This window comes from Methylobacterium sp. DB0501 (assembly GCF_011043735.1).
Classification (GTDB): Bacteria; Pseudomonadota; Alphaproteobacteria; order Rhizobiales; family Beijerinckiaceae; genus Methylobacterium; species Methylobacterium alsaeris.
This window is the reverse complement of the sequence record NZ_JAAKGV010000010.1, coordinates 223092-244511: the sequence shown is the minus strand read 5'-3', so window position 1 is coordinate 244511 and position 21420 is coordinate 223092. Positions and strand designations below refer to the sequence as shown.

Sequence of the window (21420 nt, the reverse complement as noted above, 5' to 3'; positions counted from 1 at the left end):
AGATGATCAACGATCCCGTGGGCGATATGCTCACCCGCATCCGCAACGGCCAGATGCGTCGTCGCAACGTCGTGCAGACCCCCGGCTCCAAGCTGCGGGCCCGCGTCCTCGACGTCCTCAAGTCCGAGGGCTACATCCGCGACTACGCCACGACCGATTACGGCAACGGGCGGACCGAGTTCGCCATCGAGCTCAAGTACTTCGACGGCCAGCCGGTGATCCGCTCGATCGAGCGCGTCTCCAAGCCCGGCCGCCGGGTCTACTCGTCGGTCGATACCCTGCCGCGCGTCGCCGACGGCCTGGGCATCACCATCGTCTCCACCCCTCAGGGCGTCATGGCCGACCACGAGGCGCGCGAGCGCAACGTCGGCGGCGAGGTGCTCTGCAAGGTCTTCTGACCTGCAGACCCTGACAGCCGAAAAGGAAAGACGAGCATGTCCCGCGTAGGCAAGAAGCCCGTGACCGTCCCGGCCGGCGTGACCGCCACCGTCGACGGCCAGAACGTGAAGATCAAGGGCCAGAAGGGCGAGCTGCAGTTCCGCGTCCCCGACCAGGTGTCGGTGGCTCACGAGAACGGCGCGATCTCGGTCCAGCCGCGTTCGCAAACCAAGGAGGCCCGCGCGATGTGGGGCCTCTCCCGCGCCCAGGTGTCGAACCTGGTCGAGGGCGTGACCAAGGGCTACGAGAAGAAGCTCGAGATCAACGGCGTCGGTTACCGTGCCGCGGTTGCCGGCAAGGTGCTCAAGCTGTCGCTCGGCTACAGCCACGACATCGAGTACGCGATCCCGGAGGGGATCTCGATCGTCACCCCGCGGCCGGTCGAGATCATCGTCACCGGCATCGACAAGCAGCGCGTCGGCCAGGTGGCGGCTGAGATCCGCGACTATCGCGGCCCGGAGCCCTACAAGGGCAAGGGTGTCAAGTACGCCGGCGAGTTCATCTTCCGCAAGGAAGGCAAGAAGAAGTAAGGACGGCCGATGTCTCGCAAAATCGAACTGCTCGATCGGCGCCGGGCGCGCGTCCGGCGGGCGATCCGCAAGGCGGCCAACGGTCGTCCGCGGCTCTCGGTGTTCCGCTCCTCGAAGCAGATCTACGTCCAGGTCATCGACGATGCGACCGGCCATACCCTGGCCGCCGCGTCGACCCTCGACAAGGACCTGCGTGCCCGCCTCAAGACCGGCGCCGACAAGGCCGCCGCGGCCGAGGTCGGCAAGCTGGTGGCGGAGCGTGCCAAGGCGGCCGGCGTGAGCCAGGTCATCTTCGACCGCTCGGGCTACCTCTACCACGGCCGGGTCAAGGCCCTGGCCGACGCGGCCCGCGAGGGCGGCCTGGACTTCTGATCCCCGGACAGGGGAGGGCGCTTCTCGCGCCGCCCCACCAGGATCGGCACGATGTCCCATGAGGCGAGGGGGCCCGAAAGGCTCCCTCTCTCATACCGGCGGATGAATTAAGCAGCGAGCGGGACCGCCGCCCGCGTCAGTCGATGGACACACAACATGGCACGTGAGCGTGAGGGTCGTCGCCGCGACGACCGCGAGGAGCGCGACAGCGAGTTCGTGGACAAGCTCGTCCACATCAACCGCGTCGCCAAGGTGGTGAAGGGCGGCCGTCGCTTCGGCTTCGCGGCCCTCGTCGTCGTCGGCGACCAGAAGGGTCGCGTCGGTTTCGGTCACGGCAAGGCCCGTGAGGTTCCCGAGGCCATCCGCAAGGCCACCGAGGCGGCCAAGCGCGGTCTCGTCCGCGTCGCGCTCCGCGAGGGCCGCACGCTGCACCACGACGTGCAGGGCCGTCACGGCGCCGGCAAGGTCATCCTGCGCGCGGCTCCGGCCGGTACCGGCATCATCGCCGGCGGCCCGATGCGCGCCGTCTTCGAGACGCTGGGCATGCAGGACGTCGTGGCGAAGTCGCTCGGCTCCTCGAACCCCTACAACCTCGTGCGCGCTACCTTCGACGCGCTCAAGAACGAGGACTCGCCCCGTTCGGTCGCGGCTCGGCGCGGTCTCAAGGTCTCGGCCCTGCAGGCCCGTCGCCGCGACGCCGATTCGGCCGCCTCGGCCGATTCCGCCGACGCAGCGTAAGGGAGGCACGAGATGGCTGAGAAGACCGTCCGCGTGCAGCAGATCGGCTCTCCGATCCGCCGCGAGGCCAGCCAGCGTCAGACGCTGATCGGCCTGAAACTGAACAAGATGCACCGCATCGCGACGCTCGAGGACACTCCCTCGGTCCGCGGCATGATCGCGAAGGTGCATCACCTCGTGCGCGTTCTCGACGACGCGGCGTGAGGAGGGCACCATGAAGCTCAACGAAATCCGTGACAACGAAGGCGCAACCAAGAAGCGGATGCGCGTCGGCCGTGGTATCGGTTCCGGCAAGGGCAAGACCGCCGGCCGCGGCGTGAAGGGCCAGAAGGCGCGCTCCGGCGTCGCCATCAAGGGCTTCGAGGGCGGCCAGATGCCGCTCCACCGCCGCCTGCCGAAGCGCGGGTTCAACAACCCGGGCGCCACCGACCTCAACGAGGTCAATATCGGCCGCATCCAGCAGGCGGTCGATGCCGGCAAGCTGGACGCCTCGGCGCCCGTCACCCTCGAGGCACTGATCGCCGCCGGCGTGGTCTCCAAGGCCCGCGACGGTGTGAAGATCCTCGGCGTCGGCGAGCTCACCGCCAAGCTGACCTTCCAGGTGTCCCGCGCGTCCAAGTCGGCCGTCGAGGCGATCGAGAAGGCCGGCGGCTCGGTGACCCAGTCGCTCGCGACCGCCGACGAGGCGGTTGCGTCGGCGTAAGCCACACTTTAAGTCACCGATCATCGGCGGCGGCCCGTGCTTCCAGCGCGAGGCCGCCGCTCGTGTTTTGGGGGACGCTGGCGCGTCCCTGACCGCGCCCGCCGCGGACCCCGACCCGAGGACACGCAACCCATGGCCTCTGCAGCCGAGCAGCTCGCCGCCAACCTCAATTTCGGCGCCATCGCCAAGGCCGAAGAGCTCAAGAAGCGCATCTGGTTCACCCTTGGCGCCCTGATCGTCTACCGGCTCGGGACCTACATCCCGCTGCCCGGCATCGATCCTGATGCGCTTCGCCAGAGCTTTGCCAACGCGCAGGGCGGCGTTCTCGGCCTGTTCAACATGTTCTCCGGCGGTGCCGTCGAGCGCATGGCGATCTTCGCGCTGAACATCATGCCGTACATCTCGGCATCGATCATCGTGCAGCTGCTCACCTCGGTGGTGCCGTCGCTCGAGGCGCTGAAGAAGGAGGGCGAGTCCGGCCGCAAGGTCCTCAACCAGTACACCCGGTACCTCACGGTGGTGCTGGCGATCTTCCAGGCCTGGGGCATCGCGGTCGGCCTGCAGAGCTCCGGCGGCATCGTGCAGGATCCGGGGCCGTTCTTCCTGGTCTCCACGGTCATCACGCTGACCGGCGGCACGCTGTTCCTGATGTGGATTGGCGAGCAGATCACCTCGCGCGGCATCGGCAACGGCTCCTCGCTCATCATCTTCGCGGGTATCGTCGCGCACCTGCCCTCGGCGATCGCCGGCACCCTCGAGCTCGGCCGGCAAGGCGCGCTCTCGACCGTGGTGATCCTCGGTGTCGTGGTGATGGCTGCGGCCGTCGTCTACTTCATCGTGTTCATGGAGCGCGCCCAGCGCCGCCTCCTGATCAACTACCCCAAGCGCCAAGTCGGCAATCGGATGTACGAGGGCCAGACCTCGTTCCTGCCGCTCAAGCTCAACACCTCGGGCGTGATCCCGCCGATCTTCGCCTCGTCGCTGCTGCTGCTGCCGGCCACCGCCGCGAGTTTCCAGACCGATCCGAACGGCACCGGGATCATCGCCACCATGGCGACCTATCTCGGCCACGGCCGGCCGCTCTACATGCTGCTCTATGCAGGCCTGATCATCTTCTTCGCCTTCTTCTACACCGCGGTCGTGTTCAACCCGCAGGAGACGGCTGACAACCTCAAGAAGCATGGCGGCTTCATCCCGGGCATCCGGCCGGGCGAGCGCACCGCCGAGTTCATCGACAAGGTTTTGTCGCGCATCACGGTGATCGGGGCGGCCTACCTGACGGTGATCTGCCTCATCCCGGAGATCCTGGTCTCCTACGCCTCGCTGCCGTTCTACTTCGGCGGTACCTCGCTGCTGATCGTGGTCTCGGTGACCATGGATACGGTGGCGCAGGTCCACGGCCATCTGCTGGCGCACCAGTACGAGGGCCTGGTCAAGAAGGCGAAGCTGCGCGGCGCCCGGCGGCGCTGAGCCACAGGGGGCGGACCGGATACAACCGGTCCGGTCTCCGACCCTGCGCCCGGGCACTGGAGTCTTGCGCCCAGGCGCGGCCTTGGCGCATGGTCGGATTCCGGCCGCCCGCGGTCACGGGTTAGAACAAGCAGACAGGCCGCGCCCCGGGAGTAAGGATCCCGTGCGGGAGCGGTGGAGGGGAGTGACAGGTTATGCGGATCATTCTGCTCGGCCCGCCCGGTGCCGGGAAGGGGACGCAGTCGGCGCGGATCGTCGAGCGGTTCGGTATTCCGCAGCTCTCGACCGGCGACATGCTGCGCGCTGCCGTCGCTGCCGGCACACCGGTCGGCCTCAAGGCGAGGGCGCTGATGGAGAGCGGCGCGCTCGTCTCCGACGACATCGTGATCGGCATCGTGGCCGACCGGATCGAGGAGGCGGATGCCCGCCGCGGCTTCATCCTCGACGGGTTCCCGCGCACCGTGGCCCAGGCCGTCGCCCTTGAGACGATGCTGGCCGAGAAGGGGCTGCGCCTCGACGCCGTGGTGGAGTTCAAGGTCGACGAGGATGCGCTCGTCGGCCGCATCGCCAAGCGCGCCGCCGAGACCGAGGCCCGCGGCGAGCCGGTGCGCAAGGACGACACCCCGGAGGTGTTCAAGACCCGGCTCGAGGCCTATCGCAACCAGACCGCGCCGCTCTCGGCGCACTATGCCGGCACCGGCCTCCTGCGCCAAGTCGACGGCATGGCGCCGATCGACGAGGTGACCAAGCAGCTCGAGGGCGTGCTGGCGCCCTACCAGGCCGCGACGGTCTGAGGCGGTATCTCGGTTGACAAGCGGATGCGCCCGCGCTAGTGGGCGCTCCTTCGTTCAGACCCGGACGGCCCGGCGTGCCTCTCTGAAGGCCGCTCCGGGCCGATTTGCCGTCGGGACGGCGCGCAGGGGCCGGGCTCCACCGGACGCGCGACAATCGTGAAACGACCGTCCGGGCTCGACGAGCGGCGGACGAGATGGAGAGCAGGAACACCATGGCCCGTATCGCCGGCGTCAACATCCCGACCAACAAGCGCGTCGTCATCGCGCTCCAGTACATCCACGGCATCGGCGCCAAGAAGGCCGAGGAGATCACCGAGAAGGTCGGTATCCCGGCCGAGCGCCGCGTGAACCAGCTCACCGACGCCGAGGTGCTGCAGATCCGCGAGACGATCGACCGCGACTACATCGTCGAGGGCGACCTGCGCCGCGAAGTCTCGATGAACATCAAGCGCCTGATGGATCTCGGCTGCTACCGTGGCTTGCGCCACCGCCGCAACCTGCCGGTCCGCGGCCAGCGCACCCACACCAACGCCCGCACCCGCAAGGGCAAGGCCAAGCCGATCGCCGGTAAGAAGAAGTAAGCCGCGATCTGCGACCGATCGGCGGGGCCGGCTCAGCGGTTCCGCCCGACACCGGCGGCGCGTCAGTGCCGTCACCGCACACCGTAGGACACGTCCCGAGCGCCTGGCACCACGGGCGCGCCTGAAGGATCGAAAGACAGTATGGCCAAGGAAGCAACCCGCGTCCGTCGTCGCGAACGCAAGAACATCGTGTCGGGCGTCGCCCACGTGAACGCCTCGTTCAACAACACGATGATCACCATCACGGACGCCCAGGGCAACACGATCTCGTGGTCGTCGGCCGGCGCCATGGGCTTCAAGGGCTCCCGCAAGTCGACGCCCTATGCCGCGCAGGTCGCCGCCGAGGATGCCGGCCGCAAGGCCGCCGAGCACGGCATGCGCACCCTCGAGGTCGAGGTCTCGGGCCCCGGTTCGGGCCGCGAGTCGGCTCTGCGCGCGCTCCAGGCGGCGGGTTTCACGGTGACGTCGATCCGCGACGTGACCCCGATCCCGCATAACGGCTGCCGCCCGCGCAAGCGTCGCCGCGTCTGATCGTTCACCATGTCCCGGGGGGCTTCTCGGAGCCCCCCGGCCGACGGCCCGCGTAGAGGATTGCGTGTCGACATCTCCCACCGCCACGATCGCCCGGCCCGGCGTCCTGCCCTGGACGCTGGGCGATCGCGTTGTGGTCGCGCTGAATGACGGGCACCTCGTGGCGTCGCTCGGGCTGGTGCAGGGCGTGCCCGCCGGCGAGGTGGAGTGCCTGCAGGCGGCGGGATATCGGAGCGTCGAGGCCCCGCGGATCACCGTCAACGCCTTTCTGATTCTCGGCGGCGGGGCGCCGGTGCTGGTCGATGCCGGCATGGGTGCCGGCGGTCCCGGCACGCTCGGCCGCTTGCCCGAGGCGTTGCGCGCCTGCGGCGTGGCGCCGGACGAGATCGGCACCGTGCTGGTCACCCACCTGCATTCCGATCACATCGGCGGGCTGGTCGGGGCGGACGGCGCGATCGCCTATCCGAATGCCGAGGTGGTGATCCCGGAGGCGGAGGCCGCCTACTGGCTCGCCGACGGTGCCGAGGCGCGCGCCCCGGAGGCGGCGAAGGCGGGCTTCCGCCGCGCGAAAAGCCTCGTGGCGGCTTACGGCGACCGGATCCGCCGGGCGGGCGAGGGCGAGGTGCTGCCGGGCGTCGAGGCGATCCTGGCACCCGGCCACACGCCCGGTCACACCGCGTACCGGATCCAGTCGGGCACGCAGAGCCTGCTGATCTGGGGCGACGTGGTGCATCTGCCGGCGATTCAGTTCGCCCGGCCGGAGGCCGGCGTCTCCTTCGACGTGGACGGTGCGACCGCCGCCGCCACGCGCAAGCGCATCCTCGATCGGGCCGCCGCCGAGCGCAGCCTGGTCGCCGGGATGCATCTCGATTTTCCGGCCCTGGGCTACGTGCGGCGCGATGGCGCCGGCTTCGCCTGGGTCCCGGAGCAGTGGAGCGCGGCGTCCTGACCGCCCCTGCTTCGAACGCGTGAGAGGTCAGGACGGCGGTGTCTCCCGGGCGCGGGAGAGACCGCGAGGGGAAGGTCCTTCGGGGTCGCTCCGGTGTAAGTTGGCGAGAGGTGCGAACGTGGTCATTCAGAAGAACTGGCAAGAGCTGATCAAGCCGAACAAGCTCGAGGTCACCCCCGGGCACGACCCGAAGCGGATCGCCACCGTGGTGGCCGAGCCGCTGGAGCGCGGCTTCGGCACCACCCTCGGCAATTCCCTGCGCCGTGTGCTCCTCTCGTCGCTCCAGGGCGCGGCCGTCACCTCGGTCCATATCGACGGCGTGCTGCACGAGTTCTCGTCGATCCCGGGCGTGCGCGAGGACGTCACCGACATCGTCCTCAACATCAAGACCATCGCGATCCGCTCGTCGAGCGATACGCCGAAGCGCATGACCCTGCGCAAGACCGGCCCGGGCCTCGTCACCGCCGGCGACATCGCCACGGTCGGCGACGTGCAGATCCTCAACCCCGACCTGGTTCTCTGCACTCTCGACGACGGCGCCGAGATCCGCATGGAATTCACCGTGTCGGCCGGCAAGGGCTACGTCCCGGCCGAGCGCAACCGGCCCGAGGACGCGCCGATCGGCCTGATTCCGGTCGACGCCCTGTTCTCGCCGGTCACCAAGGTGTCCTACCGCATCGAGAACACCCGCGAGGGTCAGGATCTCGACAAGGACAAGCTGACCATGACGGTCGAGACCAACGGTGCGGTCTCGCCGGAGGATGCGCTGGCCTATGCGGCCCGCATCATCCAGGACCAGCTCCAGATCTTCGTCAACTTCGAGGAGCCCCGCAAGGAAGAGGCCGCGCCGCTGGCACCGCAGCTGCCCTTCAATCCGGCTCTGCTCAAGAAGGTCGACGAGCTGGAACTGTCGGTCCGCTCGGCCAACTGCCTCAAGAACGACAACATCGTCTATATCGGCGACCTCATCCAGAAGACCGAAGCGGAGATGCTGCGCACCCCGAACTTCGGCCGGAAGTCGCTCAACGAGATCAAGGAAGTGCTGGCCGCGATGGGCCTGCACCTTGGCATGGACGTTCCCGGCTGGCCGCCGGAGAACATCGAGGACCTGGCCAAGCGCTTCGAGGAGCACTACTAGGCCGTTCGCGGCGCGGGGTTCACCCCGCGCCGCCACTCTGGATGCGCCCTCGACAGACGGCGCATCCAGAGTGGCGGGAATCCGCCCTCGCATCACAAAGGACGGCCGACCCGTGGCACGGCGGCCGAGAACCAAAGGAGAGAGCCATGCGTCACGGTTTCCGGGGTCGTCGCTTCAACCGCACCGTCGAGCATCGCAAGGCGATGTTCTCGAACATGTCGGCCGCGCTGATCAAGCACGAGCAGATCATCACCACCCTGCCGAAGGCCAAGGACCTGCGTCCGGTCGTCGAGAAGCTGATCACCCTCGGCAAGCGCGGCGACCTGCACGCCCGCCGTCAGGCGATCGCGGCCCTGCGCGGCGACGAGGTGATGGTCAAGAAGCTGTTCGACGTGCTCGGCCCGCGCTACGAGGGCCGTCCGGGCGGTTACTGCCGCATCATGAAGGCGGGCTTCCGCTACGGCGACAACGCCCCGATGGCGGTGATCGAGTTCGTCGATCGCGACGTCGATGCCCGCGGCAAGGATTCCGGTCCGGTCCAGGTGGCCGACGAGACCCCGGCGGAGTAATTTGCCGGCGATCCGATTGCCTTTGGAGGCGGCCCGCGAGGGCCGCCTTTTTTGTTCGGAACCGCGCGGGCACGGGCACGATCTCCCTACAGCACTCCGCCAGACACGAACGGGAGACCCGATTCATGGCCAAGCTGACCGTCCCGGCCCTCGCTTCCCTGATCCTCGCCGGCACTGGCACGGCCGCGCTGGCCGACAAGGTCGGTGCCGACTGGATGCCGATCGGCCAGGTGATCCAGAAGGTCGAGGCCGCCGGTTACACCCAGATCTCCGAGATCGAGGCGGATGACGGCCACTGGGAAGGTGAGGGGATGAAGGACGGCAAGCCGATGAAGTTCCGGGCCGATCCACGCACCGGCGCCATCCTGTCGGAAAAGGCCGGCAAGTAGGCGATCGGCGCACATCCGGCCGGCTTTACCCGGGAAGGTACTGGATTCCGGCGGGCGAGAGGCGCAAAGGTGCGCGCGTCTCGTTCACCAGCGAAATCCTCTCATGACCGCGATTCCCGCCCTCGCCGACCTCCAGGCCCGCTATGCCGCCCTGCAGGAGCGCGGCCTCAAGCTCGACATGACCCGCGGCAAGCCGGCGCCGGAGCAGCTCGACCTGTCGGAGGGCTTGCTGACCCTGCCGGGCAACCGCGACCACCGCACCGAGAGCGGCGAGGATGCCCGTAATTACGGCGGCGTGCAGGGCCTGGCCGAAGTCCGCGCCCTGTTCGCCCCCGTGCTCGGCGCCTCCCCCGACCGGATCGCCGTCGGCAACAATTCCAGCCTCGCGCTCATGCACGATTGCATCGCCTACGCGCTCCTCAAGGGGGCGCCCGGCGGCGCCCGGCCGTGGGCGAAGGAGGAGGAGATCCGCTTCCTGTGCCCGGTGCCGGGCTACGACCGCCACTTCGCCCTGTGCGAGACCTACGGCATCGGCATGATCCCGGTGCCGATGACCGCCGACGGGCCGGACATGGACGTGGTGGAGCGGGAGGCCCGCGATCCCCGGGTGAAGGGCATGTGGGCGGTGCCGCAATACTCGAATCCAGGCGGGGAGACCTATTCCGACGCCACGGTCGAGCGGCTGGCCCGGATGGAGACCGGCGCGCCGGACTTCCGGCTGTTCTGGGACAACGCCTACGCGCTGCACCACCTCACCGAGCGCCGGCCCCGGCTCCGCAACGTGCTGGAGGCTTGCGCGGAGGCCGGACACCCGGACCGGGCGATCGTCTTCGCCTCGACCTCCAAGGTGACGCTGGCCGGTGCCGGCTTGGCGATGCTGGCCTCGTCGGAGGCGAATATCCGCTGGTATCTCGGCCATGCCGGCAAGCGCAGCATCGGGCCGGACAAGCTCAACCAGCTGCGCCACGTCCGCTTCCTGCGCGACCGGGGCGGGATCGAGGCATTGATGGACGAGCATCGTCGGCTGCTGGCGCCGAAGTTCCGGGCGGTGACCGAGACCCTGTCCCGCCACCTCGGCGGCACCGGCGTGGCGCGCTGGAGCGAGCCGGCAGGCGGCTACTTCATCCTGCTCGAAGTGCCGGAGGGCTGCGCCACCCGCGTGGTCAAGCTCGCCGCCGCCTGCGGCCTCGCGCTCACCCCGGCCGGCGCCACGCATCCCTATGGCCGCGACCCGCAGGACAAGCTGCTGCGCCTCGCCCCGTCCTATCCGAAGCCCGCCGAGGTCGAGGCGGCCGCCGAGGTGGTGGCGGTCTGCGTGCTGCTGGCGGCGGCGGAGAGCCGGGAGAACGGGGGGAGCGGCCGCGTCGCGGCGTGAGCCGGGCGCTTGAGGGGCAGACGACGCGGAGATCGCGTCCTCTGCCGCTCAGGTCGAACGGACAGGCGATGCCGGGCCCGCGCAGCGGCGCCCGGCCTCCCGTCACCGACGTGTCAGGATGGCGGGAGCATGCGGCAGCGGAAGTTCGCCGCAGGCCGTCTTCCGCGTTGCGTCAGACACGACCGGCGGCCGCCCGATAGTCGCGCGGGGTCACACCGTAAGCCTGCCGGAACGCACGATCGAGGCGCAGGCTGCTGCCGAAGCCGTAGGCCTCCCCGATCTCGCCGATGGATCGTCGTTCCAGCGGATCGTCGAGCGCCGTCCGGATCGCTGCGAGGCGCTGACGCGCGAGGTATCGTGCGATCCCGCCCTCCGGTTCGAACACGCGGTAGAGCTGCGAGCGCGACATGCCGAGGGCCTTCGCCATCGCGTCGATCCGGAGCGGCGCACAGAGGTGGTCGTGGAGGAACCGCTTCGCGGTCCTGAGCCGGGCGGCATCGAGCGGTCGGCTCGCGCGGGCCCCAGCCTCCAGGCTTGGGCGCACCAAGGCCGCGACCATGTGGAGCGTGGCCCGGGCGATCGGGTCCGCCTCCGTCGTCGTGATCGCGTGGCGGCTCGCGGCCAGGCTCCGGATGTGGTCGGCCAGCAGGCGGCCGGCGCCGCCATGCAGGATCAGGCCGTGCAACGTCTCCTCGTCGGGCAGCACGGAGGCAACGGACGAATACGGCAACGCCAGGATCAGTGAATCCGTCTCCGGCACCCGGCTGCGGCGATAGGGCTGCGACAGGGCGTTGAGGCTGATCGCACCCGCCGGAACCTCCGTGACGCCGCGCTCGGTCTCCACGCGGTAGGCGTGCCGGCTCAGATGCAGGATGAAGCCGTCCTGGCCGTCGCGCCGGATCTGGGTCCGGGACCGGGCGGGGCCCTGCGGTGCGGCGTTCATGACGCGCAGGCTCATCGCCCCGACCAGGGTCGTCTCGATGCTGCCCGAGAACCCGACCGGGTCGGCGTCGAGGGCATGGGCGGAGAACAGGCTGCGCCATGCCTCGAAACGGTCGCGCTCGGGCAGGCTGTCCGTCGTGAAGAGGGACCGGGGTACGACGCTCACGGCTAGGCTGCCGGTTCGAGAAACCGGTCGATGTTAGCTCCTGTTGCGCGCCCGGCCAGTGTCGTTCGGGCGACACTCGACATTCGCCGCTGCCCCGTCGCCCGATCGGTCCGGGGCGGCGCGTCGTACCCGATCAATGCATCGCCGCTCCGGCCGGTGCCGGCGCGCCCGGCTCCGCCGCGGCGTGGACCGGCGCCGGCCGCCGCCGGGAGAAGAGCAGGACCAGCACCGGCAGGATGATGAGGATCAGGATCGGCGCCAGGCTCATGCCGCCGACCACCACCAGGGCCAGCGGCTTCTGCACCTGCGAGCCGACCCCGGCCGAGAAGGCGGCGGGCAGCAGGCCGACGCCGGCGACGACGCAGGTCATCACCACCGGGCGCATCTGGGTATGGCAGGTCTTCAGCATCGCCTCGGCCCGGTCCTCGCCGCGGGCGAGCAGCGCGTTGTAGTGGGTGAGCACGATGATGCCGTCCATCACGGCGATGCCGAGGAGCGCGATGAAGCCGATCGCCGCCGAGACCGAGAACGGCGTCTCGGTGACGGCGAGCGCCACGATGCCGCCGGCCACCGCCATCGGGATCACGCTGAGCGCCAGCAGCGTGTCGATCAGCGAGCCGAAATTCACGAAGAGCAGCACCGCGATCAGCAGGATCGCCAGCGGCACGGTGACCGAGAGGCGGGCGAGCGCCCCTTGCATGTTGTTGAACTCGCCGACGAGTTCGAGCCGGTAGTCCGGCGGCAGCTTGACCTCCTGCGCCACCCGCTCGCGGGCCTCGATGATGGTGCTGCCGAGGTCGCGGTCGCGCACGCTGAACTTCACCGGCAGGTAGCGCTCCTGGCCCTCGCGGTAGATGTAGGCCGGCCCCGAGACCAGCTCGACATCGGCGACGGCGCTGAGCGGGATCTGGACGGTCACGCCGTTCTGGTTCTGGCCGGCGATGCGCAGCTCGCGGATGGCGCGGACGCTCTGGCGGTACTGCGAGGCGAGGCGCACGACGATCGGGTAGTGGCGCTCGCTGCCGGTGTCGTAGAGCTCGCCCGCGGCGTCGCCGCCGATGGCGGTGCGCACCGTGGTGTTGATGTCGCCGGGGGTCAGGCCGTAGCGGGCCGCCCGGGTGCGGTCGACGTTGATCTGCACCGTCGGCTGGCCGAGCGAGGTGAAGACGCCGAGATCGGTCACGCCGGGCACGCGCTTGAGAACCGCCTCGACCTGGCGCGCCACGTCGGTGAGCGTCTGCAGGTCGGGCCCGAACACCTTGAACGAGTTCTCGCCCTTGATGCCGGAGACCGCCTCGGCGACGTTGTCCTGGAGGTATTGCGACAGGTTGAACTCGACGCCCGGGAACTCGGTGCGCAGGCGCTCCAGCAGGGCGCCGGTCATCGCGTCCTTGGTCATGCCCTCGCGCCATTGCTCGGCGGCTTTCAAAGGCGCGAAGAACTCGCCGTTGAAGAAGCCGGCGGCGTCGGTGCCGTCGTCGGGCCGGCCGTGCTGCGAGACCACCCGCTCGACCTCCGGAACCTCGGCGATCACCCGGCGGATCCGGTTGACGTAGAGGTTGCCCTCCTCGAGCGAGATCGTCGCCGGCATGGTGGCGCGGATCCAGAGGTTGCCCTCCTCGAGCTTCGGCAGGAATTCGAGGCCGAGGTTGCGCCCCTCCACCGCCACGCCGAGGCCGATCAGGGCGGCGAGGCCCAGCGTCAGGGTGCGGTGGGCGAGGGCCGCCCGGATCACCGGCCGGTAGGCCCGGTCGAGGATCCGGACCAGGAGCGTCTCGACCTCGTGGATGTGATCCGGCAGCAGGTAGGCGGAGAGGACCGGCGTCACCGTGAAGGTGGCGATGAGGCCCCCGGCCAGCGCATAGGCATATGTCTGGGCCATCGGCCCGAAGATGTTGCCCTCGACTCCCGACAGCGTGAACAGCGGCAGGAAGCCGGTGACGATGATGATGGCGGCAAAGACGATCGAGCGGCTGACGTCGGACGAGGCGAGGGAGATCAGCCCGAGCTTCCTCGGCATCCCCTTGGCGCCGGCGAGCCCCTGCGGCAGCGCCGGGCCGTGGCCCGAGAGCCGGCGGAAGATCGCCTCGACCATGATGACGGTGCCGTCGACGATCAGGCCGAAATCGAGCGCCCCGACCGACAGGAGGTTGGCCGATTCGCCCCGCACCACCAGGATGATGACGGCGAAGAACAGCGCGAAGGGGATCGTCGCCACGACGATGATCGCGCTGCGCAGGTTGCCGAGGAAGAGCCACTGCACCACCAGGATCAGCAGGATCCCGACCATCATGTTGTGCAGGACGGTGTGGGTGGTGACGGCGATCAGGTCGGCGCGGTCGTAGATGCGCTCGATGCGCACGCCCGGCGGCAGGAGGCCGGCCGCCTCGATCCGGGCGACCTCGGCCTTTACAGCCTCGATCGACGGGGTCGAGCGCTCGCCCCGCCGCATCAGCACGATGCCCTGGACGATGTCGTCGTCGTCGTTCATGCCGGCGATGCCGAGGCGCGGCTGGTGGCCGATGGTGATGGTGGCCACATCCTTCACCAGGACCGGGGCGCCGCCCGATTGCGACAGGACCGTCTCGCCGATGTCGTCGACCGAGCGGATCAGGCCGACGCCGCGCACCACCGCGGACTGGCTCCCCAGGGTGATGCGGTTGCCGCCGACATTGAGGTTGCTGTCGTTGAGGGTCTTGACCACGCCCGAGAGGGTCAGGCCATGGGCCATCAGCCGGTCGAGGTCGACGCCGATCTCGAAGGTCTTGGTCTTGCCGCCCCAGCCGATCACGTCGATCACGCCCGGCACGGCGCGGAAGCGCTTGCGCAGCACCCAGTCCTGCAGCGTCTTCAGGTCGAGGACGCTGTAGCCCTCCGGCGCGACGAGCTTGTAGCGAAAGATCTCGCCGATCGGGCTCACCGGCGAGATCGTCGGCTTGGCGCCGTTCGGCAGCGTATCGAGCTGGGCCAGCCGGTTGAGCACCTGCTGCTCGGCCTCGCGGTAGCTGTTGGCGAAGCCGAATTGCAGCTTCACGTCGGACAGGCCGTAGAGCGAGACGGTCCGGACCTGCTTCAGGTCGGGCAGGCCGGAGGTGATGACCTCGATCGGCACCGTGATGTAGCGCTCGATCTCCTCGCCCGAGAGGCCCGGCGCCTGGGTGATGACGTTCACCATCGGCGGCGTCGGGTCGGGATAGGCCTCGATGTTGAGGCTCTGGAACGCCGCGAGCCCGCCGACCATCAGGGCCACGAAGGCCAGGACGACGAGGGCGCGCTGGCGCAGCGCGAGGCCGACGAGGCCGGTCATGGCAATTGTCCGGGAAAGAGGCGGGATCGGAGGGGAGGGCGCGTCAGCTCTGGGTCGACATGCGGTCGATGAAGAGCGAGCCGCGGGAGATCACCCGCTCGCCCTCCGCCAGGCCGTCGAGGATCTCGACGGTGGAGCCGTCGACGATGCCGGCCCGGACCGGGCGGCTCTGGACCGAGTTGTCGGGCCGCAGCACCCAGACGCTGGCCTTGTTGCCCTCCAGGATCACCGCGGCGCGGGGCACGGCGTGGGACAGGCTCTCGCGCTCGTTGATGATGCGGACGCTGGCATACATCTCGGGCTTGAGCAGGCCTTGGCGGTTGTCGATCTCGGCCCGCACGGTGATGCGCCGGGTCGCCGGATCGACCGAGGTGCCGATGAAGTTGATCCGGCCCTCGAAGGTGCGGTCCGGCTGGGCCGGGACGCGGAAGGTGATCTTCTCGTCCATCTCGACCTTGGCCGCATCGGCCTCGCGCAGCTGCGCGATGAGCCAGACCTTCGACAGGTCGCCGATGATGTAGGACGGCTCGCCGCCCGAGCCGACATATTGGCCCGGGCCGATCTTGCGCTGGATGATGGTGCCGCTGAGCGGCGCGTTGATCGGGGTGTCGGGGTTGATCGCCGAGCCCTTCTGGAGGGCCGCCATGTCCTCGTCGCGAAGCCCGAGGATGCGCAGGCGGTTGCGCACCGCCTCGAGCCCGACCTCGGCGGTGCGGTTGTCGTTGGTGGCGGAGGTGAGGTCGTTCTGCGCGACCTGCAACTCGCGCAAGGTGGTGGTGCGGGTCTCGTAGAGGTCGCGCTGGCGCTTCTCGGCGGCCTGCGCGAAGGTCAGCTGCGAGCGGCTCTTGTTCAGGACGTTGAGCGCCGCGAGATAGTCGTTCTGGGCCTGCACCATCTCGTTGGCCTGGACCGAGAACAACGGCTGGCCGCGCTTCACCTGGTCACCGGTGCGGGCGAAGATCGCGATGACCCGGCCCGGATAGGGCGAGAAGACGGGCGTCGCCATGTACTCGTCGACCCCGATCTTGCCCTCGGTGGCGATCTCCTCGAAGAACCGGCGCTTCACGACGGGCTCGCTCGACACGGTGGCGAGCTGGGACGCCGTCAGGGTGAAGGCCTTGGGCCCCCCCGGCTTCACCGGCACGTCCGCGAAGGTGGCGATCGCCTCCTGGCGGTGGGCGGGACGGAAGGTTGTGTAGGCAAGGATTGCGCCCGCGGCCAAGACGGCCAGGACGACGATCTGAAGGCTCGGTCTCAGCGTCCGGGGCATGTCCGTGTCACACTCTTCGGCAGGCGCGCCGCTGCCTTACGGTGCAGACGACCGTTCGGCAATCGTGAGGCAACACTTCGCAAAACTTGCTGACGCAAGCGTGAACAAGTGCGGAGGGCAAACCGATTTGTCCGGCCGTGCCGTCGGTGAGACACACGTCACTTGTCCCTTCCGCGACCTCGTCCTCGATGCCGCGGGCTGCGGCGGCCTCGAAGGGGGCCCGCCTTCGAGGGCAGCCGATCGCCGACCCCTCAGGACCAGGCCACGGGCGGGATCAGGATGGATGTCGCCTGGACCGGACGGACCCGATGTCGGGGCTCACCCCTCCGGCTTGAGCAGGCCTGCCACCCGCGCTGCCAGGTCGGCGGAGGGGAAGGGCTTCTCCAGCACCGAGAAATCCGCCGGGATCCGGGCCGCCTCGGCGTGGCCGGTGACGAGCAGGAAGGGCAGGGAGGGCCAGCGCCGGCGCACTTCCTCGGCGAGGTCGATCCCGCTCATGCCCGGCATCGCCAGGTCGGCGACCACCAGATCGAACCGCTCCGCCTCCAGGCGCTCCAGGGCCGCCTCGCCGCTCGCGACCTCGGCCTCGTCGTAGCCGAAGCCGTTCAGGAACGACGCGGTGACGTGGCGGACCTGGGTATCGTCGTCGACGACCAGGATGCGGGCCCGGCGCGTCGCCGGTGCCGGCACGCTCCTGACCGCCGCCGTCCCCTCCACCGCCTCGCGGGAGCGCGGCAGGTAGAGCATCACCGTGGTGCCGCGCCCGACCTCGCTGTCGATGCGGATCGTGCCGCCCGATTGCTGGACGAGGCCGAACACCATGGCGAGGCCGAGGCCCGTGCCCTGGCCGACGCCCTTGGTGGTGAAGAACGGCTCGAACACCCTGCCCAGGATCTCCGGTGGGATGCCGGTACCGGTGTCGCGAATCGCGATCACCGCGTAATCGCCGGGTTTCAGGTTCGGATCCTGCAGGTTCGGGTCGGTGCTGCCGGAGACCGTCTCGTTGTGGGTCGAGAGGGCGACGATCCCGCCCTCCGGCATCGCGTCGCGGCCGTTGATGCAGAGGTTGAGGATCGCGAGTTCGAGCTGGTCGGGATCGACCTTGGCGGGCCACAGGTGCTCGCTCAAATCGTGCTCGACCTGCACGAAGCCCCCCAAGCTGCGCCCGAGCAGGTCGTCCATGCCGCGGATCACCGCGTTGAGGTCGACGACGCGGGCCTGGAGGTCGCGGCGGTGGCTGAAGGTGAGGAGGCGCTTGGTCAGCGCCGCGCCGCGCTGCGCCGCCTGGGTGGCGTTGGTCATCAGGCGCGACAGGCGGGCGTCGCCCGCCACCTTCGGCAGGGCGAGTTCCAGGCTGCCCAGGATCGCCGTGAGCAAATTGTTGAAGTCGTGCGCGACGCCGCCCGCGAGCGTGCCGAGCGCCTGCATCTTGTCGGCCTGGCGCAGGCGCAATTCGAGCTGGCGCTGCTCGGTGATGTCGCGGGCGATCACCGCGAGGTGGACGACGGCGCCGGCCTCGTCGCGGATCGGCACCCGGGTGACCTGGCTCCAGGTCTCGCCGGGCGCGGCCTGCGCCGCCTCGGCGCCGCCCACCACGATCTCCGTCGGCACGCCGGACGCGATGGCGGCCCGGTCGGCGGCCTCTGCGTCCTCGCTTCCCGGGACGGCGAACTCGGTCTCGCGGCGGCCGAGGCAGGCCTCGACCGAGGGCGCCCCCAGGCGCCGGGCCATGCGGGTGTTGAGGCGCAGGAAGCGCCCGCCCGTGTCCTTGAAGGCGATCGCGTCGCCGGCATGGTCGAGGAGGCCGCGCAGCAGGGCGCGCTCGGTGGCGAGCTCTCGGGCGAGGCGGTGGCGCTCGTAGGCGCTGCGCACCGCGTTGCGGAGCAGCGACGGGTCCCAGGGCTTGGTGACGTAGCCGGTGATGCCGCCGCGGTTGAGGGCCGAGACCACCGCCGAGATGTCGGCATAGCCGGTGAGCAGGATCGCCTGCGCGTCCGAGATCTCCCGCGCCCGGGCCAGCAGCGCGTCGCCGGTCAGGCCCGGCATGCGCTGGTCCGAGAGGATGACGTCGATGTCCGGCTCGGCGGCGATCAGTTCCAGGGCCTCGGCCGGCCGGCTGGTGGTGAGCACCCGGTACTCGTCCTCGAGCAGGTCCTCGAGGGCGACCAGGATGTCCGGCTCGTCGTCGACCGCCAGGATGGTACCGCGCACCGCCGGCTTCGATGCCCCGCTCGTCACGCCCACGCTCATACGGCCCGCCTCGGAATGCTGATCACGAAGCAGGCCCCTCCGCCCGGTGCCGATTCAACCGAGATCTGTCCGCTATGCGCCTGCACGACGCTGTAGGCAATGGCGAGGCCGAGCCCGGTGCCGGATCCGACCGGCTTCGTCGTGAAGAACGGCTCGAAGATCCGCTCGCGCAAGTCGTCCGGCACGCCCGGGCCGGTATCGCAGATCCGGATCACGTCGTGGTCGTCGCGGATCGCGGTCTCGATCGTGATGGTGCCGTCGCCGGGAATCGCGTCGGCGGCGTTGCCGAGGATGTTCATCACCACCTGGTTGAGCAGGGCCGGCGAGCAGCGGATCTCGGGTGCGCCGGCGAAGTCCTTGCGCACCGCGATGCGGCTGCCGAGCTTGTGCTGGATCAGCGCCAGCACGTTCTCGATCGCGTCCGGCACGTCGACGGTCTGCATCTCGCCCTCGTCGAGGCGCGAGAACTTGCGCAGGTTGACGACGAGATCCTGGATGCGGGACAGCCCGAGGCGCATCGACCCGACCCGGTCGCGCGCCTTGTCGAGGGCGCGCCGCGAGGGGGTGCCCTCCGCGACCGAGCCGGCTACCTCGCCGATCAGCCGCTCGACCGTGCCCTGGTGGGCGAGGATGAAGGCGAGCGGGTTGTTGATCTCGTGGGCGATGCCGGCGACCAGCTCGCCGAGGGAGGCCATCTTGGCGGCCTGGACCAGCTTGGCCTGGGTGTCCTTGAGGCGGTGGTTGGCTTGTTCGAGATCGTGGTTGGCCTGCGCCAGGGCGCCGGCGAGCGCCGCCTTCGCCTCGGCGGCGGTGGCCTCGGCCTTGGCGCGCTCGGCGGCGAGCGCGTGGCGGCGGACCTCGTCGGCGACCCGGCGGTCGTCCTCCTCCAGGAGCTTGCGGCGCACCAGCGTCCGCACCCGGATCGCCAGCAGGTCGGCGTCGGCGCCCTTGGGCGAGACGTCCTTGGCCACCACGTCGTCGGCCCCGGCCGAGAACGCCTCGACCAGGAGGTCCTTGCTCGACGAGGCCGCGCTGCCGATGCCGACGAGATAGAAGCCCGGCGCGCCCGCGCCGGTGGCCGCGCCCCGGAGGGCGTCGATCCGGCGGCAGAGCGCGATCGCGTCGAAGCCGCTCCCCAGGAGGTCGACCGTCACGCAGTCGAAGCCGTCACCGGGGGCCTCGAGGGCGGCCATTGCCTGGTCGGGCCCGTCGGCGGTGACGACCTCGTGCCCCTCCTGGGCCAGCAGGGCCGAGAGATAGGCCCGGAAGGTGGCCGAGCCGTCGACGACGAGGATGCGGGCGCGGCGGAAGCTCGACTGGCGGCCCGGCTCGTCCGCCGGCACCGCGGCGCGCTCGCGCAGCAGCGCCCGGATGCGCAGGAGCAGGAGGTCGCGGTCGGCGGATTTCGGCACGTAGGCGTCGGCGCCGCTCTCCAGGCCCTGGCGCTCGATGTCGCGGCCGCTCGCCTCGGTGAGCATCAGGACCGGCGTCGCCCGGGTGCGCATGGCGAGGCGCATCTGCCGGGTCAGCTCGTCGCCGTTCATCCCGGGCAGGTGGTAATCGGCCACCACGAGGTCCGGCAGGCCATGGTTCATCGCCTCCAGCGCGGCTTCCGCGGTGGCGTAGCGCGTCACCGAAAAGCCGCTGCGCTCCAGGAACAGGCGCAGTTGCAACGCCTGGGTCTCGGAATCCTCGACCAGTAGGATGCGGGGCGGGCTGGCAGGCGCCAGTGGGACCGTCACGGGACGAGGCTCGGCCGGCGCCGTCACAGGCACGGGTTCGACTGGCGCCGTCACGGAAAGAGGTTCGGCTGGCGCCGTCATGGAAAGGGGTTCGGCTGGCGCCGTCATGGGGACAGGCCCGGCTGCACCGCCCGCAGGATGCGTGGGGCGATCAGGTCGAGGGGGAGCACGCTGCCGGCGGCCTTGAGCCGGACCGCCGCCGCCGGCATGCCGTAGACCACCGCCGAGCTCTCGTGCTCGGCGATGGTGGCGGCGCCCGCGAGGTGCATGTCGAGGAGGCCGGCGGCGCCGTCCTCGCCCATGCCGGTGAGGAGCACGCCGAAGCCCCGGGGGCCGGCCTGGCGGGCGACCGAGCGGAACAGCATCGTCGCGGAGGGGCGCTGGCCGCCCAGCGGCGGCTCGTCGAGGAGGGTCAGCAATCCGCCGGGGCCGAGGGTCAGGTGGCGGTCGCCCGGTGCGACGTAGACGTGGCCGGGCAGGGGCCGCACGCCCTCGCCGGCGATGACGACGGTGAGCGGCACGACGCCGTTGAGCCAGTCGGCGAAGCCCTCCATGAAGGCCGCGCCCATGTGCTGGACCAGCAGGATCGGCAGCGGGAAACCCGCCGGCAGGGCGCCGAGCAGCTTGGCGAAGGCCGGCGGCCCGCCGGTCGAGGCCGCCACCGCCAGCACGCTCGGGGCTTGGGTCGCGGGAATCGTCCCGCGGACCTCCTCCCGGGGCGCTTCGCCGCGCGAGAGGCGCTCGGCGCCGATCGGCCGGCGCCGGATCACCGGCACCTGGCTCATGATCCGCAGCTGGGTGCAGATCTGGTCGGCGATCGCCTCGTAGGCGCGATGCCCGGTGCCGACCGGCTTCTCGACCACGCTGAGGGCGCCGGCCCGCAGGGCGTTCATCGAGATCTTGAGCGAGGAATCCTCGATCGCGTCGGCCACGACCACGATCGGGGTCGGCCGCTCGGCCATGATCCGCCGGGTGGTCTCCAGCCCGTCGATGCCCGGCAGGCGGATATCCATCGAGATCACGTCGGGCTGGACCCGGTGGATCTCCCGCAGGGCCTCCTCGCCGGAATCGACGGCCGCCGCGAGGGCCAGGCGCGGGTCGCGACTGACGATGTGGGCGAGGAGCTGGCGCACCACCAGCGAATCCTCCACCAGCATGACGCGGAT

The 21420-nt window shown here is 70.0% G+C and carries 21 protein-coding genes; 15 read left to right on the top strand and 6 right to left on the bottom strand.

The features are described from left to right. The first annotated feature begins 2 nt into the window (after positions 1-2). The 15 genes from rpsH to G4G93_RS16890 all read left to right on the top strand — a co-directional run bounded on the left by rpsH (position 3) and on the right by G4G93_RS16890 (position 10577). Positions 3-398 (top strand): 30S ribosomal protein S8, encoded by a 396-nt coding sequence (gene rpsH / locus G4G93_RS16960; protein ID WP_048425827.1) that lies wholly within the window; start codon positions 3-5, stop codon positions 396-398. Between the two features lie 36 nt (positions 399-434). After that, positions 435-968 (top strand): 50S ribosomal protein L6, encoded by a 534-nt coding sequence (gene rplF / locus G4G93_RS16955; protein WP_165085703.1) that lies wholly within the window; start codon positions 435-437, stop codon positions 966-968. A gap of 9 nt (positions 969-977) precedes the next feature. Further along, positions 978-1340 (top strand): 50S ribosomal protein L18, encoded by a 363-nt coding sequence (gene rplR / locus G4G93_RS16950; RefSeq protein ID WP_165085702.1) that lies wholly within the window; start codon positions 978-980, stop codon positions 1338-1340. 156 nt (positions 1341-1496) lie between these two features. After that, on the top strand, positions 1497-2078 hold the full coding sequence (gene rpsE, locus G4G93_RS16945; protein WP_048425830.1) for a 30S ribosomal protein S5: 582 nt from the start codon (positions 1497-1499) through the stop codon (positions 2076-2078). A 12-nt stretch (positions 2079-2090) separates the two neighbouring features. After that, the gene (rpmD, locus tag G4G93_RS16940) at positions 2091-2282 is read left to right on the top strand and encodes a 50S ribosomal protein L30 (protein WP_048431924.1); all 192 of its coding nucleotides are present in this window, start codon (positions 2091-2093) and stop codon (positions 2280-2282) included. A gap of 10 nt (positions 2283-2292) precedes the next feature. Continuing rightward, on the top strand, positions 2293-2781 hold the full coding sequence (gene rplO, locus G4G93_RS16935) for a 50S ribosomal protein L15 (RefSeq protein WP_109960467.1): 489 nt from the start codon (positions 2293-2295) through the stop codon (positions 2779-2781). 132 nt (positions 2782-2913) lie between these two features. Further along, the gene (secY, locus tag G4G93_RS16930; RefSeq protein WP_165085701.1) at positions 2914-4251 is read left to right on the top strand and encodes a preprotein translocase subunit SecY; all 1338 of its coding nucleotides are present in this window, start codon (positions 2914-2916) and stop codon (positions 4249-4251) included. A 194-nt stretch (positions 4252-4445) separates the two neighbouring features. Next, positions 4446-5045, top strand: a complete 600-nt coding sequence (locus tag G4G93_RS16925; protein WP_165085700.1) for an adenylate kinase — start codon at positions 4446-4448, stop codon at positions 5043-5045. A gap of 212 nt (positions 5046-5257) precedes the next feature. Beyond that, positions 5258-5626: a 30S ribosomal protein S13 gene (rpsM, locus tag G4G93_RS16920; RefSeq protein WP_109960465.1), complete on the top strand. Its 369-nt coding sequence runs from the start codon at positions 5258-5260 to the stop codon at positions 5624-5626. A gap of 141 nt (positions 5627-5767) precedes the next feature. Further along, positions 5768-6157 (top strand): 30S ribosomal protein S11, encoded by a 390-nt coding sequence (rpsK, locus tag G4G93_RS16915; protein ID WP_015928609.1) that lies wholly within the window; start codon positions 5768-5770, stop codon positions 6155-6157. 64 nt (positions 6158-6221) lie between these two features. Next, positions 6222-7106 carry an MBL fold metallo-hydrolase gene (locus tag G4G93_RS16910; RefSeq protein ID WP_312892055.1) on the top strand — a complete coding sequence of 295 codons (885 nt, stop codon included), beginning with the start codon at positions 6222-6224 and terminating at the stop codon, positions 7104-7106. A gap of 100 nt (positions 7107-7206) precedes the next feature. Further along, positions 7207-8244 (top strand): DNA-directed RNA polymerase subunit alpha, encoded by a 1038-nt coding sequence (locus tag G4G93_RS16905; RefSeq protein ID WP_206289816.1) that lies wholly within the window; start codon positions 7207-7209, stop codon positions 8242-8244. Positions 8245-8390: 146 nt separating this feature from the next. Beyond that, positions 8391-8813 carry a 50S ribosomal protein L17 gene (rplQ, locus tag G4G93_RS16900; RefSeq protein ID WP_048425837.1) on the top strand — a complete coding sequence of 141 codons (423 nt, stop codon included), beginning with the start codon at positions 8391-8393 and terminating at the stop codon, positions 8811-8813. A gap of 125 nt (positions 8814-8938) precedes the next feature. Next, entirely contained in the window at positions 8939-9202 is a 264-nt protein-coding gene (locus G4G93_RS16895; RefSeq protein WP_165085699.1) for a PepSY domain-containing protein, read from the top strand. Positions 9203-9305: 103 nt separating this feature from the next. Next, positions 9306-10577 (top strand): aminotransferase class I/II-fold pyridoxal phosphate-dependent enzyme, encoded by a 1272-nt coding sequence (locus tag G4G93_RS16890; protein ID WP_165085698.1) that lies wholly within the window; start codon positions 9306-9308, stop codon positions 10575-10577. A 172-nt stretch (positions 10578-10749) separates the two neighbouring features. Here the strand turns inward: G4G93_RS16890 and G4G93_RS16885 are convergent, their stop codons facing one another. The 6 genes from G4G93_RS16885 to cheB form a co-directional block, all read right to left on the bottom strand. After that, positions 10750-11685, bottom strand: a complete 936-nt coding sequence (locus G4G93_RS16885) for an AraC family transcriptional regulator (RefSeq protein WP_165085697.1) — start codon at positions 11683-11685, stop codon at positions 10750-10752. A 133-nt stretch (positions 11686-11818) separates the two neighbouring features. After that, positions 11819-14992 (bottom strand): efflux RND transporter permease subunit, encoded by a 3174-nt coding sequence (locus tag G4G93_RS16880; RefSeq protein WP_165085696.1) that lies wholly within the window; start codon positions 14990-14992, stop codon positions 11819-11821. Between the two features lie 43 nt (positions 14993-15035). Continuing rightward, positions 15036-16262 (bottom strand): efflux RND transporter periplasmic adaptor subunit, encoded by a 1227-nt coding sequence (locus G4G93_RS16875; protein ID WP_165085695.1) that lies wholly within the window; start codon positions 16260-16262, stop codon positions 15036-15038. 318 nt (positions 16263-16580) lie between these two features. Further along, positions 16581-18512: a response regulator gene (locus G4G93_RS16870; protein ID WP_165085694.1), complete on the bottom strand. Its 1932-nt coding sequence runs from the start codon at positions 18510-18512 to the stop codon at positions 16581-16583. Then, positions 18509-20254 (bottom strand): response regulator, encoded by a 1746-nt coding sequence (locus G4G93_RS16865; protein ID WP_312892051.1) that lies wholly within the window; start codon positions 20252-20254, stop codon positions 18509-18511. The genes G4G93_RS16870 and G4G93_RS16865 overlap by 4 nt, the downstream gene beginning before the upstream one ends. Before the next feature lie 104 nt (positions 20255-20358). Then, positions 20359-21411, bottom strand: coding sequence for a chemotaxis-specific protein-glutamate methyltransferase CheB (gene cheB / locus G4G93_RS16860; protein WP_165085745.1), 1053 nt, complete (start codon positions 21409-21411; stop codon positions 20359-20361). Between the last annotated feature and the right edge of the window lie 9 nt (positions 21412-21420).

Excerpts from the sequence above, each read along its gene's own strand:
- rpsH (WP_048425827.1), top strand. The coding sequence starts at position 3 with ATGATCAACGATCCCGTGGGCGATATGCTCACCCGCATCCGCAACGGC.
- rplF (WP_165085703.1), top strand. The coding sequence starts at position 435 with ATGTCCCGCGTAGGCAAGAAGCCCGTGACCGTCCCGGCCGGCGTGACC.
- rplR (WP_165085702.1), top strand. The coding sequence starts at position 978 with ATGTCTCGCAAAATCGAACTGCTCGATCGGCGCCGGGCGCGCGTCCGG.
- rpsE (WP_048425830.1), top strand. The coding sequence starts at position 1,497 with ATGGCACGTGAGCGTGAGGGTCGTCGCCGCGACGACCGCGAGGAGCGC.
- rpmD (WP_048431924.1), top strand. The coding sequence starts at position 2,091 with ATGGCTGAGAAGACCGTCCGCGTGCAGCAGATCGGCTCTCCGATCCGC.
- rplO (WP_109960467.1), top strand. The coding sequence starts at position 2,293 with ATGAAGCTCAACGAAATCCGTGACAACGAAGGCGCAACCAAGAAGCGG.
- secY (WP_165085701.1), top strand. The coding sequence starts at position 2,914 with ATGGCCTCTGCAGCCGAGCAGCTCGCCGCCAACCTCAATTTCGGCGCC.
- G4G93_RS16925 (WP_165085700.1), top strand. The coding sequence starts at position 4,446 with ATGCGGATCATTCTGCTCGGCCCGCCCGGTGCCGGGAAGGGGACGCAG.
- rpsM (WP_109960465.1), top strand. The coding sequence starts at position 5,258 with ATGGCCCGTATCGCCGGCGTCAACATCCCGACCAACAAGCGCGTCGTC.
- rpsK (WP_015928609.1), top strand. The coding sequence starts at position 5,768 with ATGGCCAAGGAAGCAACCCGCGTCCGTCGTCGCGAACGCAAGAACATC.
- rplQ (WP_048425837.1), top strand. The coding sequence starts at position 8,391 with ATGCGTCACGGTTTCCGGGGTCGTCGCTTCAACCGCACCGTCGAGCAT.
- G4G93_RS16895 (WP_165085699.1), top strand. The coding sequence starts at position 8,939 with ATGGCCAAGCTGACCGTCCCGGCCCTCGCTTCCCTGATCCTCGCCGGC.
- G4G93_RS16890 (WP_165085698.1), top strand. The coding sequence starts at position 9,306 with ATGACCGCGATTCCCGCCCTCGCCGACCTCCAGGCCCGCTATGCCGCC.
- G4G93_RS16880 (WP_165085696.1), bottom strand. The coding sequence starts at position 14,992 with ATGACCGGCCTCGTCGGCCTCGCGCTGCGCCAGCGCGCCCTCGTCGTC.
- G4G93_RS16875 (WP_165085695.1), bottom strand. The coding sequence starts at position 16,262 with ATGCCCCGGACGCTGAGACCGAGCCTTCAGATCGTCGTCCTGGCCGTC.
- G4G93_RS16870 (WP_165085694.1), bottom strand. The coding sequence starts at position 18,512 with ATGAGCGTGGGCGTGACGAGCGGGGCATCGAAGCCGGCGGTGCGCGGT.
- cheB (WP_165085745.1), bottom strand. The coding sequence starts at position 21,411 with ATGCTGGTGGAGGATTCGCTGGTGGTGCGCCAGCTCCTCGCCCACATC.